At 64.8% G+C, this 20,210-nt stretch carries 18 protein-coding genes; 17 read left to right on the forward strand and 1 reads right to left on the reverse strand.

Annotated elements, in window-relative coordinates; translation table 11 throughout:
* Window positions 1–9: 9 nt before the first annotated feature.
* On the reverse strand, window positions 10–2,052 hold the full coding sequence (gene tkt / locus CEJ45_RS15455) for a transketolase (protein ID WP_277622426.1): 2,043 nt from the start codon (window positions 2,050–2,052) through the stop codon (window positions 10–12).
* 161 nt (window positions 2,053–2,213) lie between these two features.
* On the opposite strand from tkt, the gene CEJ45_RS15460 reads away from it, so the two are divergent.
* From CEJ45_RS15460 to ileS, 17 genes are all read left to right on the forward strand, one after another.
* Window positions 2,214–2,939, forward strand: coding sequence for a 16S rRNA (uracil(1498)-N(3))-methyltransferase (locus CEJ45_RS15460; RefSeq protein ID WP_088755966.1), 726 nt, complete (start codon window positions 2,214–2,216; stop codon window positions 2,937–2,939).
* Window positions 2,940–3,058: 119 nt separating this feature from the next.
* Complete coding sequence (locus tag CEJ45_RS15465; protein WP_088755967.1) at window positions 3,059–3,397, forward strand: type II toxin-antitoxin system RelE/ParE family toxin; 339 nt, start codon at window positions 3,059–3,061, stop codon at window positions 3,395–3,397.
* On the forward strand, window positions 3,394–3,675 hold the full coding sequence (locus CEJ45_RS15470) for a helix-turn-helix domain-containing protein (RefSeq protein ID WP_088755968.1): 282 nt from the start codon (window positions 3,394–3,396) through the stop codon (window positions 3,673–3,675). The genes CEJ45_RS15465 and CEJ45_RS15470 overlap by 4 nt, the downstream gene beginning before the upstream one ends.
* 326 nt (window positions 3,676–4,001) lie before the next feature.
* On the forward strand, window positions 4,002–5,831 hold the full coding sequence (atzF, locus tag CEJ45_RS15475) for an allophanate hydrolase (protein ID WP_088755969.1): 1,830 nt from the start codon (window positions 4,002–4,004) through the stop codon (window positions 5,829–5,831).
* Window positions 5,832–5,859: 28 nt separating this feature from the next.
* Window positions 5,860–6,873 (forward strand): ABC transporter substrate-binding protein, encoded by a 1,014-nt coding sequence (locus CEJ45_RS15480; RefSeq protein ID WP_088755970.1) that lies wholly within the window; start codon window positions 5,860–5,862, stop codon window positions 6,871–6,873.
* Between the two features lie 7 nt (window positions 6,874–6,880).
* The gene (locus CEJ45_RS15485; protein WP_088755971.1) at window positions 6,881–7,729 is read left to right on the forward strand and encodes an ABC transporter permease; all 849 of its coding nucleotides are present in this window, start codon (window positions 6,881–6,883) and stop codon (window positions 7,727–7,729) included.
* A complete protein-coding gene (locus CEJ45_RS15490) occupies window positions 7,726–8,583 on the forward strand; it encodes an ABC transporter ATP-binding protein (RefSeq protein WP_088755972.1) in 858 nt (285 codons plus the stop codon). The genes CEJ45_RS15485 and CEJ45_RS15490 overlap by 4 nt, the downstream gene beginning before the upstream one ends.
* A 109-nt stretch (window positions 8,584–8,692) precedes the next feature.
* Complete coding sequence (locus CEJ45_RS15495) at window positions 8,693–9,790, forward strand: BMP family ABC transporter substrate-binding protein (RefSeq protein ID WP_034330116.1); 1,098 nt, start codon at window positions 8,693–8,695, stop codon at window positions 9,788–9,790.
* A 28-nt stretch (window positions 9,791–9,818) separates the two neighbouring features.
* A complete protein-coding gene (locus CEJ45_RS15500; protein ID WP_241517355.1) occupies window positions 9,819–10,967 on the forward strand; it encodes an ABC transporter permease in 1,149 nt (382 codons plus the stop codon).
* Complete coding sequence (locus CEJ45_RS15505; protein WP_088755974.1) at window positions 10,960–11,880, forward strand: ABC transporter permease; 921 nt, start codon at window positions 10,960–10,962, stop codon at window positions 11,878–11,880. Before CEJ45_RS15500 ends, CEJ45_RS15505 begins: the two co-directional genes overlap by 8 nt.
* Before the next feature lie 24 nt (window positions 11,881–11,904).
* Window positions 11,905–12,600 carry a biuret amidohydrolase gene (gene biuH / locus CEJ45_RS15510; RefSeq protein WP_088755975.1) on the forward strand — a complete coding sequence of 232 codons (696 nt, stop codon included), beginning with the start codon at window positions 11,905–11,907 and terminating at the stop codon, window positions 12,598–12,600.
* A gap of 1 nt (window position 12,601) precedes the next feature.
* Window positions 12,602–14,170 (forward strand): ABC transporter ATP-binding protein, encoded by a 1,569-nt coding sequence (locus CEJ45_RS15515; RefSeq protein WP_088755976.1) that lies wholly within the window; start codon window positions 12,602–12,604, stop codon window positions 14,168–14,170.
* A complete protein-coding gene (locus CEJ45_RS15520; RefSeq protein ID WP_088755977.1) occupies window positions 14,167–14,850 on the forward strand; it encodes a cysteine hydrolase family protein in 684 nt (227 codons plus the stop codon). Before CEJ45_RS15515 ends, CEJ45_RS15520 begins: the two co-directional genes overlap by 4 nt.
* Window positions 14,847–15,224 (forward strand): oxalurate catabolism protein HpxZ, encoded by a 378-nt coding sequence (gene hpxZ / locus CEJ45_RS15525; RefSeq protein ID WP_088755978.1) that lies wholly within the window; start codon window positions 14,847–14,849, stop codon window positions 15,222–15,224. The genes CEJ45_RS15520 and hpxZ overlap by 4 nt, the downstream gene beginning before the upstream one ends.
* 34 nt (window positions 15,225–15,258) lie before the next feature.
* Window positions 15,259–15,960 (forward strand): GntR family transcriptional regulator, encoded by a 702-nt coding sequence (locus CEJ45_RS15530; protein ID WP_088755979.1) that lies wholly within the window; start codon window positions 15,259–15,261, stop codon window positions 15,958–15,960.
* A 184-nt stretch (window positions 15,961–16,144) separates the two neighbouring features.
* Complete coding sequence (locus CEJ45_RS15535; RefSeq protein WP_088755980.1) at window positions 16,145–17,122, forward strand: bifunctional riboflavin kinase/FAD synthetase; 978 nt, start codon at window positions 16,145–16,147, stop codon at window positions 17,120–17,122.
* Window positions 17,123–17,258: 136 nt separating this feature from the next.
* On the forward strand, window positions 17,259–20,153 hold the full coding sequence (gene ileS / locus CEJ45_RS15540) for an isoleucine--tRNA ligase (protein ID WP_088755981.1): 2,895 nt from the start codon (window positions 17,259–17,261) through the stop codon (window positions 20,151–20,153).
* Window positions 20,154–20,210 lie beyond the last annotated feature (57 nt).

A 20,210-nucleotide genomic window follows, 5' to 3' on the forward strand; every position in this document is an offset into this window, starting at 1 on the left:
CCAGACTGCTCAAGCCAGTACTGCCTTGGCCTTGGCCACCACGTTCTCGACGGTGAAGCCGAAGTGCTTGAACAGCACGCCGGCCGGGGCCGACTCGCCGAAGGTATCGATACCGACCACGGCGCCTTCCAGGCCCACGTACTTGTGCCAGAAGGCGGTCACACCGGCTTCGATGGCCACGCGCGGCACGCCGCGGGTCAGCACGGAGGCCTTGTAGGCCGCGTCCTGGCGGTCGAACACGTCGGTCGACGGCATCGAGACCACACGCACGGCGATGCCTTCAGCGGTCAGGGCATCAGCGGCCTTGGTGGCCAGTTCGATTTCGGAGCCGGTCGCCATCAGGATGACCTTGGCGTTGGGCGCATCGCGCAGCACGTAGCCGCCACGGGCGATGTCCTTGACCTGGGCGTCGGTGCGCTCCTGGAACGGCAGGTTCTGGCGCGAGAAGATCAGGGTGCTCGGACCATCGTGACGCTTGATCGCTTCAGCCCAGGCCACGGCGGTTTCGGTGGTGTCGCACGGACGCCAGTTGTCCAGGTTGGGGATCAGGCGCAGGCTGGAGACGTGTTCCACCGACTGGTGCGTCGGGCCGTCTTCGCCCAGGCCGATGGAGTCGTGGGTGAACACGAACAGCGCGCGGGTCTTCATCAGGGCTGCCATGCGCAGGGCATTGCGGCTGTAGTCGGAGAAGGTCAGGAAGGTCGCGCCGAAGGGCAGGTAGCCGCCATGCAGGGCGATGCCGTTCATGATGGCGCTCATGCCGAATTCACGCACACCGTAGTTGATGTGGTTGCCGCGCTGGTCGGCGCGCACGGCCACCGATTCCTTCCAGTTGGTCAGGTTCGAGCCGGTCAGGTCGGCCGAGCCGCCCAGGAATTCCGGCAGCGCCTGTGCGTAAGCCTGGATGGCGTTCTGGCTGGCCTTGCGGGTGGCGATGGTTTCCTTCTTTTCCAGCGTGGAATTGATGTAGGCGGTCACGGTCGATTCGAACGCGGCCGGCAGCTCGCCCTTTAGGCGACGCAGCAGTTCGGCGGCCTCGGCCGGGTATTGGGCGGCGTAGCTGTCGAAGGTCTGCTTCCAGCTGGCTTCGAAGTCGGCGCCGGTGGCCTTGGCGTCCCAGGCGGAGTAGACATCGGCCGGGATCTCGAAGGGGGCGGAAGTCCAGCCCAGCGCTTCGCGCACGGCGGCGATTTCCTTGTCGCCCAGGGCAGCGCCGTGGACCTTGTCGGTACCGGCCAGGTTGGGCGAACCCTTGCCGATGACGGTACGGCAGCAGATCAGGGTCGGCTTGTCGGCCAGCTTGGCCTGGTGGATCGCGGCGCTCACCGCCTCGACGTTGTGGCCGTCCACGGCCGGGATGACGTTCCAGCCGTAGGCTTCGAAGCGCTTCGGGGTGTCGTCCTTGAACCAGCCTTCGACGTGGCCGTCGATGGAGATGCCATTGTCGTCATACAGCACGATCAGCTTGGACAGGTTCAAGACGCCCGCCAGCGAGCAGGCTTCATGCGAGATGCCTTCCATCAGGCAGCCGTCGCCGACGAAGGCGTAGGTGTAGTGATCGACCACGGCCAGGCCGGGCTTGTTGAATTCGGCGGCCAGCAGCTTTTCAGCCAGCGCCATGCCCACTGCATTGGTGATGCCCTGGCCCAGCGGGCCGGTGGTGGTTTCCACGCCCGGGGTGATGTGCACTTCCGGGTGGCCGGCGGTCTTGGAATGCAGCTGGCGGAAGGACTTGATGTCGTCCATCGACAGGTCGTAGCCGGTCAGGTGCAGCAGGGCGTACTGCAGCATCGAGCCGTGGCCGTTGGAGAGCACGAAACGGTCACGGTTGGCCCAATGCGGGTTGGACGGATTGTGGCGATAGTGCTTGGCCCACAGGGCCACTGCGATTTCGGCCATCCCCATCGGCATGCCCGGGTGTCCGGAATTGGCTTTTTGTACTGCGTCCATCGCCAGCGCGCGGATCGCGTTGGCCATCTTGTCGGTGGGGAGAGTGGAAATCATGTCGAGGTCAGAGTTTGCTGTGCTGGGGGGCGCCGCAGGCGCACAAATCGGATGTTCAAGCCAATGCGCCGGCCCGGAAGACCGGGTAACGGCGCGGGCCCGTATTTTACCAGAGTGCGCCGGGGGGATTAAAATTCGGGACCAGCCCCTGACCGGACTGACAACTTTTTTCATGTCTTTTTGATCTTCTTCGCCCAGGACCCAGCCCCATGCCCCGCTTTTACTTCCCGCACCCCCTCGGCATCGGCTCGACCCTGGTCCTGCCCGAGCAGATAGCCCATCACATCCAGGTACTGCGCCTGCAGCCGGGCGACACCGTCACCCTGTTCAATGGCGAAGGCGGCGAATACACCGCCAGCCTGAGCACCCTCGAAAAGAAGCGCGCCCACGCCGAAGTGAAGACTTTTTCACCCCGCGAGGCCGAGCTGCCCTATGCGCTGACCCTGGCCCAGGCCCTGCCTGAAGGTTCGAAGATGGACTGGATCGTCGAGAAAGCCGTGGAGCTGGGCGCCACCGCCCTCCAGCCGCTGGCCGCGCAGCGCTGCGTGGTGCGGCTCTCGGGCGAACGGGCCGAGAAGAAGCAGGCCCACTGGCAAGGCACCGTCCATGCGGCCGCCGAGCAATGCGGCCGCAATCGCCTGCCGCACTTGGGCGAAGTCACCGACTTCAAGCGCTGGATCGCCCAGAGCGACCTGCATCGGCGCATCCTGCTCTCCCCGCGCGGCACCGAGCCGCTGTCGGGCTGGGCGCGGCACCATCCGCCGCAGGCCGTGACCGTCATGGTCGGCCCCGAAGGCGGCTTCAGCGAGGAAGAAGAAGACCTGGCCTGCGCCCAGGGTGCGCTGATGCTGTCCATGGGCAGCCGCGTGCTGCGTACCGAGACCGCCGGGCTGGCGGCATTGGCGGCCTTGAATGCGGTGTGGGGAGAGCTTTGAAGAAAGCTTCATCCGGGTGATTTTCCGGCGGCCCGGCCGATTTCCCAGATTTCCCTCTTGGTGAACCAATGATTAGGCGACCCCGTTGCGGGAATATATAAAAAATTGTATATTGCCGCATGTCCGATCCCAAACCCGTCGAGTTCCGAGGCAGCGCCCTCGATGACCTTCGAGCCTTTCCTCTTGAGGCAAGGCGGGAAGCTGGTCATCAGCTGGACCAAGTACAAAACGGCCAGGAGCCGGACGATTGGAAGCCCATGATCACCGTGGGCCAAGGCGTGAAGGAGATTCGGATCCGGGACGCCTCCGGCGCGTTCCGTGTCATTTATGTTGCCAAGTTCGCCGATGCCGTCTATGTACTTCACTGCTTCCAGAAGAAGACAGAGAAGACCAGCAAGACCGATCTGAACCTGGCCGCAAAGCGTTACCGCGATTTGTTGAAGGAGTTAGGGCAATGAGCAAGCAACGATTTTCCAGTATCTGGGATGCGATCGAGGACACCCCGGAAGAAGCGGAGAACATGAAGCTGCGTTCCGTCCTCATGACGGCACTCAAGAACCACCTCACCCGCACGGAAATGAGCCAGGCACAAGCCGCCAAGCTCTTCGGAGTGACTCAGCCGCGTGTCTCCGACCTGATGCGAGGCAAGATCAATCTGTTCGGACTCGATGCGCTGGTGAACATGGCCACGGCCGCCGGCCTGCACATTGAAATGCGTGTGATCGAATCTGCCTGAGTATCCCGAAGCTCGTCGTTTCACGAGCGGTACGCCGCCGTCCGGGTTTCAGCCTTGTTGGCAAGATGGACATAGTGGATATTGACCAGAAACTTGCTTGATTCCCGTGCAGCCGTCCTGGCCGACGTCCAAATTCGGCGCACGCCTCCCCATTTTGTCTCGCTGACAAAACTCTTCATTTCCCCTCGCGCAACTTTCCCTCCAGCACTTCACCTCGCAAACCCGCGTGGTGAACCGTTTTCCCGTTTTTCAGCCGCGTGACGGGGGAGCTGGCACGCCTCCTGCTTAAAGATATTCAATCTTGTATTCAAGTTTGAATATCCACCATGACCGCTACCCACGCCCTGCAGCAAGCCGCCCCCGAGGCCGCTCCCACCACCATCGCCGCCACCCTGGCGGCCTATCGCGAAGGCCGCAGCACGCCCGGCAAGGTGGTGGCCGAACTGCTGGCCCGCATCGAGAGCGCCGGACGCGACGAAGTCTGGATCAGCCGGGTGCCGCCCAAACAACTGAAACAACAGGCCGCGGCGCTGGACCTGATGCTGCAGATCAAGGGCGAAGCCGTGCTGGAGAGCATGCCCCTGTTCGGCATCCCCTTCGCCGTGAAGGACAATATCGACGTCGCCGACATGTCCACCACCGGGGCCTGTCCCGAATTCGGCCGACTGGCCAGCGAGAGCGCCACCGTGGTGCAACGCCTGCAGGCCGCTGGCGCGCTGCTGGTGGGCAAGACCAACCTGGACCAGTTCGCCACCGGCCTGGTCGGCGTGCGCTCCCCCTACGGCGCGGTACGCAACGCCATCAAGCCGGAATACGTCTCCGGCGGCTCCAGTTCGGGTTCGGCGGTGGCCGTGGCACTGGGGCAGGTCATGTTTTCCCTGGGCACCGACACCGCAGGCTCGGGCCGCGTCCCCGCAGCCTTCAACCACCTGGTGGGCCTGAAACCCACCAAGGGCCTCATCAGCGCGCGCGGCCTGGTGCCGGCCTGCCGCACCCTGGATTGCATCTCCATCTTCGCCCACGACGTGGCCGATGCCTGGCGCGTGCTGCACAGCGCTTCCGGTTTCGATGCCGAGGATGGCTATTCGCGCCGCCCCACCATGCTGGGCGTGAAGCGCCGCGGTTATCGCATCGCCATTCCCGAACAATGTGAATTCTTTGGCGACAGCGTCGCCCAGGAAGCCTGGGAACGCAGCCTGGCGCAGATCGCCGCCCTGCCCGGCGTGAGCCTGGCGAAGATTCCCTTCGCCCCCTTCAGCGCCGCCGCGCAGCTGCTGTACCAGGGCCCGTGGGTGGCCGAGCGCCGCGCCGCGCTGGGCGACTTCTTCCTGGAGAACCCGGAAACCATCCACCCGGTGGTGCGCCAGATCACTGCCCAGGCCGAGGACTACGACGCCGTGGACAGCTTCAACGCCCAATATCGCCTGGCCGACCTGCGCCGCCAGGCCGAAAACCTGCTCGAAGGCAGCGACCTGATGCTGGTGCCCACCACCACCACCTTCCCCACCATTGCGGAAGTGGAAGCCGATCCGGTGGTGCGCAATGCGCAGCTGGGCCATTACACCAACTTCGTCAACCTGATGGACATGTCGGCCCTGGCCATCCCCGCCGTGTGGCGCCGCGATGGCTTGCCCGCCGGGGTGACCCTGATCGGCCCCGCCGGTGCCGACCACCTGCTGGCCGAAGCCGGCGCGCGCCTGCAGCAGCAACTGGGCGGCGCGGCGCAAGCCGATGCGATTGCGGCCACACCGCTGCCTTTCAACGAAAGCACCATCAAGGTCTGCGTGGTCGGCGCCCACCTGGCCGGCCAGCCCCTGAACTGGCAATTGCTGGAAGCCGGTGCGCGCCGCGTGGCCGTCACCCGTACCGCTGCCCACTATCGTCTCTACGCCCTGGCGGGTACCACGCCACCCAAGCCGGGCCTGGCCCGTACCGAAGGCGACGGCGCCGCCATCGCAGTGGAAGTGTGGGAAATGCCGCTGCGCCAGTTTGGCGGCTTCGTCGCCGCCATCCCGGCACCGCTGGGCATCGGCACGGTGGAGCTGGCCGATGGCAGCAGCGTCAAGGGCTTCATCTGCGAGCCGGCCGGCATTGCCGGGGCCACCGACATCACCCACCACGGCGGCTGGGTCAACTACCTCAATTCGCTGCACTGACCTGAACACCCTCACCACGGAGCTGCTCATGAAAAAGAACAACCCAACCGCTGTCCACGATGCCAACCGTCGCAGTTTCATCGCCAAGGCGGGCGCCGTCGCCGCTACCGCAGCCATCGCGGGCGCCCCGGCCATCTTGCGTGCGCAGACGGTCCCGATCCGCATCGGCTACTGGCCGGTGGCCGCTGGCCTGCCGTTCTACGCCGCTGTAGAAGCGGGTTACTTCAAGCAGGCCGGGCTGGAAGTGCAGGCCCTCAAATTCGCCGGGGCCCAGCAGGTGATGGAGGCCATGCTGGCAGGCCGCGCCGACGGCTCGGCCAATGGCACCGGGGCCGGCAACCTGGCCATCGGCGAGATCGCCCAGCCGGGCCTGTTCAAGATCTTTGCTACCAATCCCAGCAATGCCAAGTACGTACTGGATGAGTTCCTGGTGCCCAAGGACAGCGCGGTCAAATCGATCGCCGACCTCAAGGGCAAGAAGGTCGCCTCCGGGCCCGGCATCCAGAACGTCACCCTGGCCAAGACGGTACTCGAACGCGCCGGTGCCACTGGCGCGACCGTAGTCGAACTGCCCATCGGTCAGCATGTCGCTTCGCTGGCCGCCGGCCAGGTCGATGCCGCCTACACGCTGGAACCGACCGGCACCGTGGGCCGCATGAACAACACCACCCGCGTGCTGGAAGCCGGCGTGATCGCCAAGTACATCCTGGGTGACCCGATGGCCCCCTGGCACGGCGGCGCTGCCGCGCTGACCACCGAGTTCATCAAGAAGAATCCGGAACTGGCGCGCAAGTACATCGCCGCCTATGCGCGTGGCATCGAGCTGGTGCGCAACAATCCGGACCAGGCCCGCACCTACCTGAAGGGCTATACCGCCATCGAAGGTTCGCTCACCAATGAAGTGCCGCTGGCGGCCTACATGCTCTACAACGAGTTCAAGCCCAGCGACCTGGCCTACTTCCAGAAGTTCTACGACCTGTTCGTCGAGAAGGGCGTGTTCTCGCAACGCATCGTGGTCGACAACCTGATCTACAAGGGCTGAGGCCATCATGAACGAGACCATCGCCCCTTCCGTGACCGTGGCGCCCAAACCGGCGGCCTCGGCGCCGCCTGCCGCGCCTGCGCCCAAGGCACCGCGCAAGGCCCCTGCCCTGGGCCGCCTGCTGCCCATCGTCGGGCCCATCGCGCTGTTCGTGATCTGGGACCTGGTGGTGCGCGCCGGCTGGATCAAGGCCATCCTGCTGCCTCCGCCCGAAGCCACGCTCATGGCCATGTTCAAGGGCCTGGCGGGAGGACCGCTGCTGCTGGATTTCACGGTGACCGTGATCCGCACGCTGGAAGCCTTCGCCATCGCCGCCGTGCTGGGCCTGCCCATCGGCGTGCTCCTGGGCAGCAACGAGCGCGCCTATCGCAGCGTGGAATTCCTGATCGATTTCTTCCGTTCCACGCCCTCCTCCGCGCTGATCCCGCTGTTCCTGCTGATCTTCGGTGTCTCCGACATCAACAAGGTGGCCATCGCCGCTTTCGGTGCCTTCCTGATCGTGCTCTTCAACAGCGCCTATGGCGTGCTCAATGCGCGCAAGCAGCGGGTGATGGCGGCCAAGGTGATGGGCGCTTCGCGCTGGCGCATCTTCTGCGACGTGCTGATCTGGGAAAGCCTGCAAGCCAGCTTCGTGGGCCTGCGCAGCGCAGTCTCGATGGCGCTGGTGATCGTGATCGTGGCGGAGATGTTCATCGGCTCCGAAAACGGCCTGGGCCACCGCATCATCGATACCCAGCAAGTCCTGAACGTGCGCGAGATGTATGCCGCCATCCTCTCGGCGGGCGCGCTGGGCTATGCCCTCAACGTGGTCTTCATCGTCATTGAAAAACGCATCGTGCACTGGAGTGGAAGATGAGCGTCGTGATCAGCCCCAAAATCGACCTGCCACCGGAAACACCCTTCGTTCCCGGTCCCCCGGGCACCCACATCACCATTCGCGGCCTGACCAAGTATTTCGCCGGCTGGCCGCTGTATGAAAACTTCGACCTGGACATCCCCAAGCAGCAGATCGTCTCGGTCTTCGGCCCCAATGGCTGCGGCAAGTCCACGCTGATCAACATGATTGCCGGCCTGATCCCGATTGACGCCGGACAGATCCTGTTCGACGGAAAATCGCTGGCCCAGACCAAGATCGGCTACGTCTTCCAGAACTACCGGGACGCCATGTTCCCGTGGCTGCGCACCATCGACAACATCGCCTATCCCCTGAAGCTGGAAGGCAAGTCCAAGGCCGAGATCAAGCGCCGGGTCGACGAACTGGTGGCGTCCTTCGACGTGAAGTTCGACCTGATGCGCTATCCCTATGAACTCTCGGGCGGCCAGCAGCAGACCGCCTCCATCATGCGTGCCCTGGCGCCGGGGCCGGAGGTGCTGTTCCTCGATGAACCCTTCTCGGCGCTGGATTTAGAGATGACGCTCTTCATCCGCGAGAAGCTGCAGCAGGTCTTCTTGCAGACCGGCACCACCATGGTGCTGGTGTCGCATGACCTGGAAGAAGCGGTCTACCTGGCCGACCAGATCCTGCTCTTGACCAAGCGCCCGACGGCGGTGGCAGACATCTTGCATTACCAGGATCCACGGCCGCGCACGGTAGAGACGCTGTCGCAGCCCGGCTTCATCGCGGCCAAGAAACTGTCCATGGAAATCTTCCAGCGCGAAGTGCGCAAACCGGCGCGCATGCAGGCGCCCGGTTCGCTGACGCTGTCCTGATTGCCTTGCAGGATCCTGTGCAGGCTGAGGTACAGGATCCTGTCCCGAAAGAAGTACCGAATTTGTCTTGCCCCACCCCAACCATCCACGATCACACTGGAGCAACAACATGCAAAACCGCCGCGATTTTCTGAAACTGTCCGGAGCTGCCGCACTGGGCGCTGCCTTCCCGCTGGAACTGCTGGCTGCCGGCCCGCTGACCGTGGGCTTCATCTACGTCGGCGCGCGCGACGACTTCGGCTACAACCAGTCGCATGCGCAAGCCGCCGCCATCATCAAGAAGATGCCCGGCGTGAAGGTGATCGAGGAAGAAAAAGTGCCCGAGACCGTGGCCGTGCAAAAGACCATGGAAGCCATGATCCAGCAGGACGGCGCGACCCTGCTCTTCCCGACCTCCTTCGGCTACTTCGATCCGCACGTCCTCAAGATCGCCGAAAAATATCCCAAGGTGCGCATCGCCCACTGTGGCGGCCTGTGGACGGCGGGCAAGCATCCCATGAACGTGGGCAGCTTCTTCGGCTACATCGAAGAGTGCGAATACCTCTCGGGCGTGGTGGCCGGCCACATGAGCAAGAGCAAGAAACTGGCCTTCATCGCCGCCAAGCCGATTCCACAAGTGCTGCGCAACATCAACGCCTTCACCCTCGGCGCGCAGTCGGTCGATCCGTCCATCACCTGCCACGTCATCTTCACCGGTGACTGGTCGCTGCCGGTCAAGGAAGCCGAAGCCGCCAACAGCCTCATCGACCAGGGTTGCGATGTCATCACCTGCCACGTCGATGGCCCCAAGGTGATCGTGGAGACGGCTGAGAAGCGCGGCATCATGACCACCGGCTACCACGCCAGCCAAGCTTCGCTGGCCCCCAAGGGCTACCTCACCGGTGCCGAGTGGAACTGGGCCACGCCTTATACCGAGATCGTCAAGGCCACGCTGGAGGGCAAGCCGATGATCAACTTCCTGCGCGGTGGCCTGAAGGATGACTTCGTCAAGATGTCGCCCTATGGCGCGGCAGTGAGCGCGCCGGCCAAGAAGAAGGCCGACGAGATCAAGGCGCAGATGCTGGCCGGCAAGTTCCAGATCTTCAAGGGACCGATCAAGGACAACAAGGGCAATACCGTGATCCCGGCCGGCACCACCCAGGTCCAGACCGATGTGGCGCTGGAGAAGATGAATTACCTGGTGGCCGGCGTGGTCGGCCAGGTCTGATTGCTGATCCTTGATGCAGGACGGTCTCATGACATCCCTCCCCGCTCCCGGGGTGGCGGCTGCCGCCACCTCGCCCTGGCACCGCTTGCGCTCGGCGCTGCTCAACGGCAGCGCACCGGCCCTGCCCACGCTGTGCGCGCTGGCCGGGACGCTGCTGCTGTTCGTGCTGTTCCTGCTGGTGCAGGGCAAGCCGGCGGGCGAGGCTTGCCTGCTGATCTTCCAGGGCGCCTTCGGCACCCTGTTCGCTTGGCAGAACACCCTGCAGCGCGCCGCGCCCCTGCTGTTGACGGCGCTGTGCGTGGCCTTGCCGGCGCGCGTGGGGCTCATCGTCATCGGCGGGGAAGGTGCGCTGGCGCTGGGCGGACTGGCGGCGGCAGTGATGCCGCAACTGCTGCCGGCCCTGCCCTCGCTGGTGATGCTGGCCGCCATGGCGCTGGCGGCGATGCTGGCCGGCGGGCTGTGGATCGCGCTGTGCGGCGGCCTGCGCCAGTGGCGCGGGGTCAATGAGACCATCTCCAGCCAGCTGCTGTCCTATCTGGCCGTGGCCGTCTTCAAGCATCTGGTGGAAGGGCCGCTGCGTGATCCGGCCAGCCTGAACAAACCCTCGACCCTGCCGCTGCCCGATCCTTACCTGGTGGGCTCGCTGCCGGGACTGGAAGTGCATTGGGGCCTGGCCTGGGGGGCGCTGGCCTGTGTGGCTGCCTGGGTGTTCCTGCGCCATAGCGTCCCGGGTTTCGCCATGGGCGTGGTCGGCGGCAACGTCCGTACGGCGCGGCTGGTGGGCTTGCCGGTCAATCGCCTCATCCTGACGGCCTGCGCGCTCGGCGGTGCCGCAGCGGGACTGGCAGGCATGTTCGAGGTCAGTGCCGTGCAGGGCAGCGCCACCAGTGCGCTGCTGGCCGGCTATGGTTTCTCCGGCATCCTGGTGGCCTTTGCGGCGCGCCAGAATCCGCTGGCCATCATCGTCTGCGCGCTGGTCATCGGCGGCGTGGAAGCCAGCGGCAGCCTGCTGCAGCGGCGCCTGGACCTGCCCGACGCCACCACGCTGGTCCTGCAGGGCCTGCTGTTCTGCAACCTGCTGGCCTGGGAAGCCATTACCGGGCGCCTGTCCGCACTCAAGCTGCGCTGGCAGCAACAGGCACAAGTCATCCCCGCCAAGGAGGCCGGCCATGCATGACATCGATCTCACCACCCTGCTGCTGGCGCTCTTCGCGGGCGCGATCCGGGTGGGTACACCGTTTCTCTTCGTGAGCCTGGGCGAATGCCTGACCGAAAAAGGCGGACGCGTGAACCTGGGCCTGGAAGGCATCCTGGTCTGCGGTGCCATGACCGGTTACGCGGCCTCCTTCTACAGCGGCTCGGCCTGGCTGGGTGTGCTGGCGGCGGGCTGTGCGGGACTCTTGCTGGGGGTGTTGCATGGCGTGGTGTGTTCGCTGCCGCGCGTCAACGACATCGCCTTCGGCATCGCGCTTATGCTGCTGGGGACGGGGCTGGCTTTCTTCCTCGGCAAACCCTTCATCCAGCCGCAGGCGCCGATGTTGCCCTCCATCGACCTGGGTGCCTGGAGCAGCAATGACCGCCTGCACCATGCGCTGCAGATCAATGCGCTGTTCTTCATCGGCGTAGTGCTCGCACTGGTGCTGCAGTGGGGCTTGTCGGCTACGCGCTGGGGACTGGCCTTGCGGCTGGTGGGCGACCATGCCGAGACCGCACGCGCGCTTGGTTACCGCCTCACCGGCACGCGCATTGCGGCCACGGCCGCAGGCGGATTCCTGGCCGCCGTCGGCGGTGCCTACCTGTCGCTCTATTACCCCGGTAGCTGGAACGAGGGACTCTCCAGCGGCCAGGGTCTCATGGCGGTCGCGCTGGTGATCTTCGCGCGCTGGCAGCCGTGGCGCTGCCTGCTGGCCGCGCTCCTGTTCGGTGCCGCCGGTGCACTGGGCCCGGCCTTGCAGGCGGTGGGCGTCACCTCCGGCTACTACCTTTTCAACGCGGCGCCGTATGCGCTCACGCTGTTCATCATGATCCTCACCTGCCGCCCCGATCGCACGCTGTCGAGTGCACCGGGCGAGCTGAGCCTGACCCGATAAATCCACTTGCCCCAAGGAGAAACCATGTCCGAACGCTACATCCAGGCCGAACCCTATCCCTGGCCCTATGACGGTGCCCTGACCCCGGCCAATACCGCGCTCATCGTCATCGACATGCAGACCGACTTCTGCGGCATCGGCGGCTACGTGGACAAGATGGGCTATGACCTGTCGCTCACGCGCGCGCCCATCGAGCCGATCAAGAAAGTGCTGGCCGCCATGCGCGCCGGGGGCTACACCATCATCCATACCCGCGAAGGCCATCGCCCTGACCTGTCCGACCTGCCGGCCAACAAGCGCTGGCGCTCTCGCCAGATCGGCACAAACGGCGTGGGCATCGGCGACGCCGGCCCCTGCGGCCGCATCCTGGTGCGCGGCGAGCCGGGCTGGGAAATCATTCCCGAACTGGCCCCCATCGCCGGCGAGATCATCATCGACAAGCCGGGCAAGGGCTCCTTCTGTGCCACCGACCTGGAAATGATCCTGCACACGCGTGGCATCCGCAACATCGTGCTCACCGGCATCACCACCGATGTCTGCGTGCATACCACCATGCGCGAAGCCAATGACCGTGGCTTCGAATGCGTGATGCTCGCGGACTGCTGTGGCGCGACCGACCACAACAACCACCTGGCGGCGTTGTCCATGATCAAGATGCAGGGCGGCGTGTTCGGCGCGGTCTCCGATGCGGCCGCACTGATCGATGTGATCGGGGCCTGACATGCACGCCCTGGAGCTGGAGATCATCAATGCCGGCAAATCCTTCGGCAGCTTTCGTGCGCTCGATGAGGTGTCGCTGAAGATCCGCGCCGGTACCATCCACGCACTGCTGGGCGAGAACGGTGCGGGCAAGAGCACGCTGGTCAAGGGCCTGGTCGGCTACAGCCCGCTGGACCAGGGCAGCATCGTGGCCGACCGCCGCGAGGTGGAGATCCGCAGTGCGCGCGTACCCAACCAGCTCGGCATCGGCATGGTCTACCAGCACTTCACGCTGGCCCCCAGCCTGACCGTGGCCGAGAACCTGCTGCTGGCGCGCGGCGACCTGCCCTGGCGCATCCGCTGGCGCAGCGAGCGCGCCGTGCTGGAAGAATTCATGGCGCGCATGCCCTTCAAGCTGGGGCTGGAGCGCGCGGTGAGCAGCCTCTCCGCAGGCGAAAAACAGAAGCTGGAAATCTTGAAGCAGCTTTATCTGCGTCGCCGTTTCCTGATCCTTGATGAACCGACCTCGGTGCTGACCCCGCAGGAAGCCGACGAGGTGCTGGGACTCATGCATGCCCTCACGCGCCAGCAGGAACTCACGGTGCTGATGATCACCCACAAGTTCCACGAAGTGACTGCCTATGCCGACGATGTGACGGTGCTGCGCAAGGGCCGCCTGGTCGGCAGTGCCCGGGTTTCCGACACCACGCCGGATGCCCTGGCGCACTGGATGATGGGCCACGCGCGCGCCGAGAAAAAACAGGTGGAGCGGCCAGCCGTGCCAGCGCAGGCCCGCTTCGGGCTTGAAGTGAAGGAACTGACCGTCAACAACGATCGCGGCGTGGCTGCGGTGCGGGCCCTCTCGCTACAAGTGAAGCGCGGTGAAATCGTGGGCCTGGCCGGTATCTCCGGCAATGGCCAGAAGGAACTGGTGGAAGCCCTGCTGGGCCAGCGCCGCCACCTGCTGGGCGAGATCCGCATCGAGGATGCGCCCTATGCGGCCACGCGCGAGGAGATGCGACGGCTGCGTGTCTTCGCGCTACCGGAAGAACCGCTGCGCAACGCCTGCATCGCCGGCATGAGCGTGGCCGAGAACATGGCATTGCGCAATTTCGATGTCGCGCCCTTCAAGCGCAGCGGCTGGCGCGTGGACCGCAGCGCCATGAAGCGCCAGGCGCAGTCCCTGATCGCCGCCTTCAACGTCAAGCCGCCTGCACCGGAACGCCCCATCGGCACGCTCTCCGGCGGCAACGTGCAGCGTGCCGTACTGGCGCGTGAGCTGGGCGAAGAGGGCAATGCAGGCGCGGCCAACGTGCTCATCGTCGCCAATCCGGTCTTCGGGCTGGACTTCGCCTCGGTGGCCGACATCCATGCCCGCCTGCTGCAAGCGCGCGCACGCGGCGCGGCGGTGCTGCTGTTGAGCGAAGACCTGGACGAACTGCTGGAACTGTCCGACCGCATCCTGGTGATGACCGAGGGCCGCATCGTGCACGTGGCCCAGGACGTAGCCACGCAAGGTGCGGACCGCGCCGCCCTGGGCCGCTGGATGGCGGGCCACTCCGAACAATCTACCCACGCCGAGGCCGCATGATCCGTATCGACGCCTTCCCCTATCCCTATCAGTTCCATCCGCGCAGCACCGCGCTGGTGGTCATCGACATGCAGCGCGACTTCGTCGAAGAAGGCGGCTTCGGCAGTGCGCTGGGCAATGATGTGCGGCCCCTGGGCGCGATCGTGCCGACCGTGGCGGCGCTGCTCGCGCTGGCACGCCAGGCGCAGATGCTGGTGGTCCATACCCGAGAATCGCATTTGCCCGACCTGTCGGACTGCCCGCGCGCCAAGCGCCTGCGCGGCAACCCGACGCTGGGCATCGGCGATGTCGGCCCGATGGGCCGCATCCTGGTGCGTGGCGAGCCCGGCAACCAGATCCTGCCGCAACTGGCGCCCCTCGACGGCGAGATCGTCATCGACAAACCCGGCAAGGGCGCCTTCTACGCCACCGACCTGCACGCGCAGCTGCAGGAGCGCGGCATCACCCACCTGCTGGTGGCGGGCGTCACCACGGAAGTGTGCGTGCAGACGTCGATGCGCGAGGCCAATGACCGGGGCTATGAATGCCTGGTGGTGGAAGATGCCTGCGCCAGTTATTTCCCTGAATTCCATCGCGCCACGCTGGAGATGCTGACCGCCCAAGGTGGCATCGTCGGCTGGCGTGCGCCGCTGGCGCAGCTGCACAGCGCCGTAGCCGCCTATACCGGAGAAACGCCATGATGCAAGTGAACCTGCCCCATGTGGTGGCCGAGGTCGAACAAGCTTTTACGGATTACGAATACGCCCTGCTCATCAACGACATCCCGGCCCTGGACCGCTGGTTCTGGTATGCCCCCGAAACCGTGCGCTATGGTGTGGGCGAAGTGCTGCTGGGCGGCGAGGCGATCCGCCAGTACCGCAAGACCTGCACCCCGGTGCCGGCCTCGCGCAAGCTGCATCGCACCGTTGTCACCACCTTCGGCAGCGACTATGCTACGGTCTCCACTGAATTCACCGACCATACGTCCGATCGCATCGGCCGCCAGATGCAAACCTGGGTGCGCATGGACGAAGGCTGGCGCATCGTCGCCGCCCATGTCAGCCTGATGGCATGAGTCCGCAGCCACCCAGAACCAGAATGCCCGCACCATGACCGTCACCGTCGCCAACCCGCTCGCCGAACAGGTCTATCACCGGATCAAGGACGACATCTTCAGTTTCCGGCTGCTGCCGGGAGACAATTTCACCGAGACCGAAATGGCCCAGCGCCAGGGCGTCTCGCGCACGCCCTTGCGGGATGCACTGTTCAGGCTGCAACGCGAGGGCTATCTGGAAGTGGGATTCCGGCGCGGCTGGAAGGTCTGCCCGATCGACTTCGACCGCCTCGACAATCTCTACGACCTGCGTATCGTGCTGGAAATGGCCGCGCTGGAGAAACTCTGCAGCCAGCAGGAGCCGACGGCCGAACTGGACCAGTTGAACGCCATCTGGCTGGCCGAACCGGAAGCGCGCCATACCGATGCCGTCAAGGTGGCCGAGCTGGACGAAGCCTTCCATACCAACCTGGTGGCCGCAGCCGGCAATGTGGAGATGACCCGGGTGCATACCGAGGTGACGGAAAAGATCCGCATCGTGCGCCGGCTGGACTTCCTCAAGAAGAAGCGCATCGACGCCACCTACGAGGAACACGGCAAGATCCTGCAACTGATCGCCAAGCGCAAGGCTACCGAAGCCCAGATCCTGCTGCGTGCCCATATCACCCAGAGCAAGCTGGAAGTCAGGAAGATCACCATCTGGATGCTGGCCGAGGCACGCCAGCTCCAGGAGCCCGAAGCGGCGCTGGCCCGCTGACCCTGCCGGGAAGAAGCTTTCATATGAAAGTTTGTCAATATTTCCCTGGTGAAATATGAAAAATTGCGCTGCCTGTCGGCTTCAGGCGGCTTGATCCGTGCCAAGCCGCCACCAAATCAAGGAAAGCCTCCGAAACCATTTATAATGGAAGGCTTTTGCAACAGCGCATCTTTCCAGCGGCTCAATGAAGGTATTTCGCGGACTTCCCACAGCCGAATCGCGCGCCCCGTGCGCGCTGACCATCGGCAATTTCGACGGCGTGCATCTGGGCCACCAGGCCCTCTTGGCGCGCGTGCGCGAGGCCGCCGGCACCCTGGGGCTGGACGCGGCGGTGATGACTTTCGAACCGCATCCGCGTGAATTCTTCGCCCAGCTGGCCGGCACTCCCGAACGCGCCCCGGCGCGCATCGCCAACCTGCGCGACAAGCTCGAAGCGCTCTCCCATTCCGGCATCGACCGGGTGGTGGTGGAGCATTTCGGCAGCCATTTCGCCGCCCTCTCCCCACAGGACTTCATCGAGAAGATCCTGGTGCAGGGCCTGCACGTGCGCTGGCTCATGGTCGGTGACGACTTCTGCTTCGGCGCGCGCCGCGCCGGCACGCTCGATACCCTGATCGCGGCCGGCAAGCAGCACGGCTTCGAGGTCCATGCCCTGCCCACGGTGACCAATGCCGGTGTGCGCATCTCGTCGTCGGCCGTGCGCGCGGCGCTGGCCGAGGGCGATTTCACCCTGTCGCAACAGTTGCTGGGACATCCCTACGCCATCAGCGGCCGGGTCGTGCACGGCAAGAAACTGGGCCGCACCATCGGTTTCCCGACGCTGAACATGCGCGTGGGCCACAAGCGTCCTGCGCTCTCGGGCATCTTCGTGGTGCAGGTGCACGGTTTGGCCGAACAGCCCTTGCCGGCCGTGGCCAGCCTGGGCGTGCGTCCGACGGTGGACAACAGCGGCCGGGTGCTGCTGGAAACCCACCTGCTGGACTTCAAGGGCGATTGCTACGGCAAGCTGGTGCGGGTGGAATTCCTCAAGAAGCTGCGCGACGAAGAAAAGTATGTCGACCTGCCCACGCTGACCACGGCCATTGCCCGTGACGTGGACAATGCCCGCGCCTGGTTCCGTGAAAACGCCGGCTTCGCCGTCTCGGCCACCGACCGAATTTGAACGCTGGGCGGTTGCCGGAGCCCTGCTCCCGCAGCTGTCCAGCCGCCCCATCCTGCATCCTGCCTGCCGCAGCGCGCCCTGCTTGTGACGCCCTGCCTGGCCCCGGAATCAACCTGCATTCAACGAAAGCTCTGTCATGTCCAACAACGAATCTTCCGCCAAGCCCGGCAAACCGGAAAAAGCCGGCAAGGCGCCCTCCAAATACCCGGTCAACATGACCGAAACCGGCTTCCCCATGCGCGGCGACCTCGCCAAGCGCGAGCCGCAGTGGGTCAAGGAATGGCAGGAAAAGAAGGTCTACGAGCGCATCCGCAAGGCCTCGGCCGGCCGCCCGAAGTTCATCCTGCACGACGGCCCCCCGTATGCCAACGGCGACATCCACATCGGCCACGCCGTCAACAAGATCTTGAAGGACATGATCGTCAAGGCCCGCAACATGGCCGGCTTCGACGCCCAATACGTGCCGGGCTGGGATTGCCACGGCATGCCCATCGAGATCCAGATCGAAAAGCAGTTCGGCAAGAACCTGCCGGTGGCCGAAGTGCAGGCCAAGGCGCGCGCCTACGCAGGCGAGCAAATCGAACGCCAGAAGGCTGACTTCATCCGCCTGGGCGTGCTCGGCGAATGGGACAACCCCTACAAGACCATGAACTTCTCCAACGAAGCCGACGAGCTGCGCGCACTCGGCACGATCCTGGAGAAGGGTTACGTCTATCGCGGCCTCAAGCCCGTGAACTGGTGCTTCGACTGCGGCTCGGCGCTGGCTGAGGCTGAAGTGGAATACCAGGACAAGCGCGACCCGGCCATCGATGTCGGCTTCCCGTTTGCCGAACACGACAAGGTCGCCACCGCTTTCGGCCTGGCCGACCTGCCGACCCGCAACGGCTACATCGTCATCTGGACCACCACGCCCTGGACCATCCCGTCCAACCAGGCGTTGAACGTCCATCCGGAATTCGAATACGCGCTGGTCGAGACCAGCCGCAACGGCGAAGCCACCCTGCTGATCCTGGCCAAGGACCTGGTGGAATCCTGCCTGCAGCGCTTCGGCCTGGAAGGCAAGATCATCGCCACCACCACCGGCGAGAAGCTGTCCCTGATCCGCTTCCATCATCCGCTGGCCAAGGCCGATGCCGGCTACGACCGCCTGTCGCCGATCTACCTGGGTGAATACGTGACCGCCGACAGCGGTACCGGCATCGTGCACTCGGCACCGGCCTACGGTATCGAAGACTTCATCTCCTGCAAGGCGCACGGGATGAAGGATGACGACATCCTCAATCCGGTCATGGGCGATGGCCGTTACGCCTCCTGGCTGCCGCTGTTTGCCGGCCTGACCATCTGGGAAGCCTCCAAGCCCATCTGCGCCAAGCTGGAAGAAGTGGGTTCGCTGTTCAAGCTGGTCATGTTCGACCACAGCTACATGCACTGCTGGCGCCACAAGACCCCCATCGTCTATCGCGCCACCTCGCAGTGGTTCGCCAGCATGGACAACACGCCCAAGGATGGCGGCCCCAGCCTGCGCCAGACCGCGCTGCAAGGCATCGAGGACACCGCTTTCTTCCCCGGCTGGGGCAAGGCGCGCCTGCACGGCATGATCGCCAACCGTCCGGACTGGACGCTGTCGCGCCAGCGACAGTGGGGCGTGCCCATGGCCTTCTTCGTGCACAAGGAAACCGGTGAACTGCATCCGCGTACGCCCGAGCTGATCGAGCAGGTCGCCCAACGCATCGAGAAAAGCGGCATCGAGGCCTGGCAGGCGCTGGATCCCAAGGAATTGCTCGGCGACGATGCCGAACACTACGTCAAGAACCGTGACACGCTGGACGTCTGGTTCGATTCCGGCACCACCCACCAGACCGTTCTGCGCGGCTCGCACGCACAGCAGTCGCAGTTCCCGGCCGACCTCTACCTGGAAGGCTCGGACCAGCATCGCGGCTGGTTCCACTCGTCGCTGCTGACATCGTCGATGCTGAATGGCCGCGCGCCTTACAAGGCCCTGCTCACGCACGGCTTCGTGGTCGATGGCGAGGGCAAGAAGATGTCCAAGTCCAAGGGCAACGTGGTGGCCCCGCAGAAGGTCTCGGACTCGCTGGGCGCGGAAATCCTGCGCCTGTGGGTGGCCTCGACCGACTACTCGGGCGAGCTGTCGATCTCGGATGAAATCTTGAAACGGGTGGTGGAAGCCTATCGCCGCATCCGCAACACCCTGCGCTTCCTGCTGGCCAACACCTCCGATTTCGATCCGGCGCAACACGCCGTGCCGGTGGCGCAGATGCTGGAAATCGACCGCTATGCGATCGCCAACATGGCGCGCCTCCAAGGCGAGGTGCTGGCGCACTTCGAGACCTATGAATTCCACCCGGTGGTGGCCAAGCTGCAGATGTACTGCTCGGAAGACCTGGGCGGCTTCTACCTGGACATCCTGAAAGACCGCCTCTACACCAGCGGCGTGGAGTCGGCTGCTCGCCGCTCGGCCCAGACCGCGGTGTGGCACATCACCCAGTCGCTGTTGCGCCTGATGGCACCGATCCTGTCCTTCACGGCCGAAGAAGCCTGGCGCTTCTTCGCCGGCAAGGAGGCCTTCGAGGCCAGCGGCGAAACCATCTTCTCGCAGGTCTATTACGCCCTGCCGGAAGTGGCTGATGCCCAGGCCCTGCTGGACAAGTTCGCCGTGCTGCACGAAGTGCGCGCAGCAGTCACCAAGCAGCTGGAAGAAGTGCGTATCGCCGGCAGCATCGGCTCTTCCCTGCAGGCCGAAGTGGAACTGAAGGTCGCCGGCGACAAGGCCGCCCTGCTGGAAAGCCTGGGCGATGACCTCAAGTTCGTCCTCATCACCTCCGCTGCCCGCGTCACCGCGGTGGCCACGGTGGAAGAGGAAGCGGTGGTGGTGACGCCTTCGGCGCATCAGAAATGTGAACGTTGCTGGCACTATCGCGCTGATGTCGGGTCTCATGCCGATCATCCGGGCCTGTGCGGTCGCTGCTACAGCAACCTGTTCGGCCAGGGCGAACAGCGTCGCTTCGCCTGATCCGGGCGGGACGGCCTTGCTAGCGGCCCGCTGCACCTGAATGCAGCGGGCCGTCCA

Origin of the sequence: Herbaspirillum aquaticum, assembly GCF_002213425.1 — a bacterium.
GTDB classification, from domain to species: Bacteria; Pseudomonadota; Gammaproteobacteria; order Burkholderiales; family Burkholderiaceae_D; genus Herbaspirillum; species Herbaspirillum aquaticum.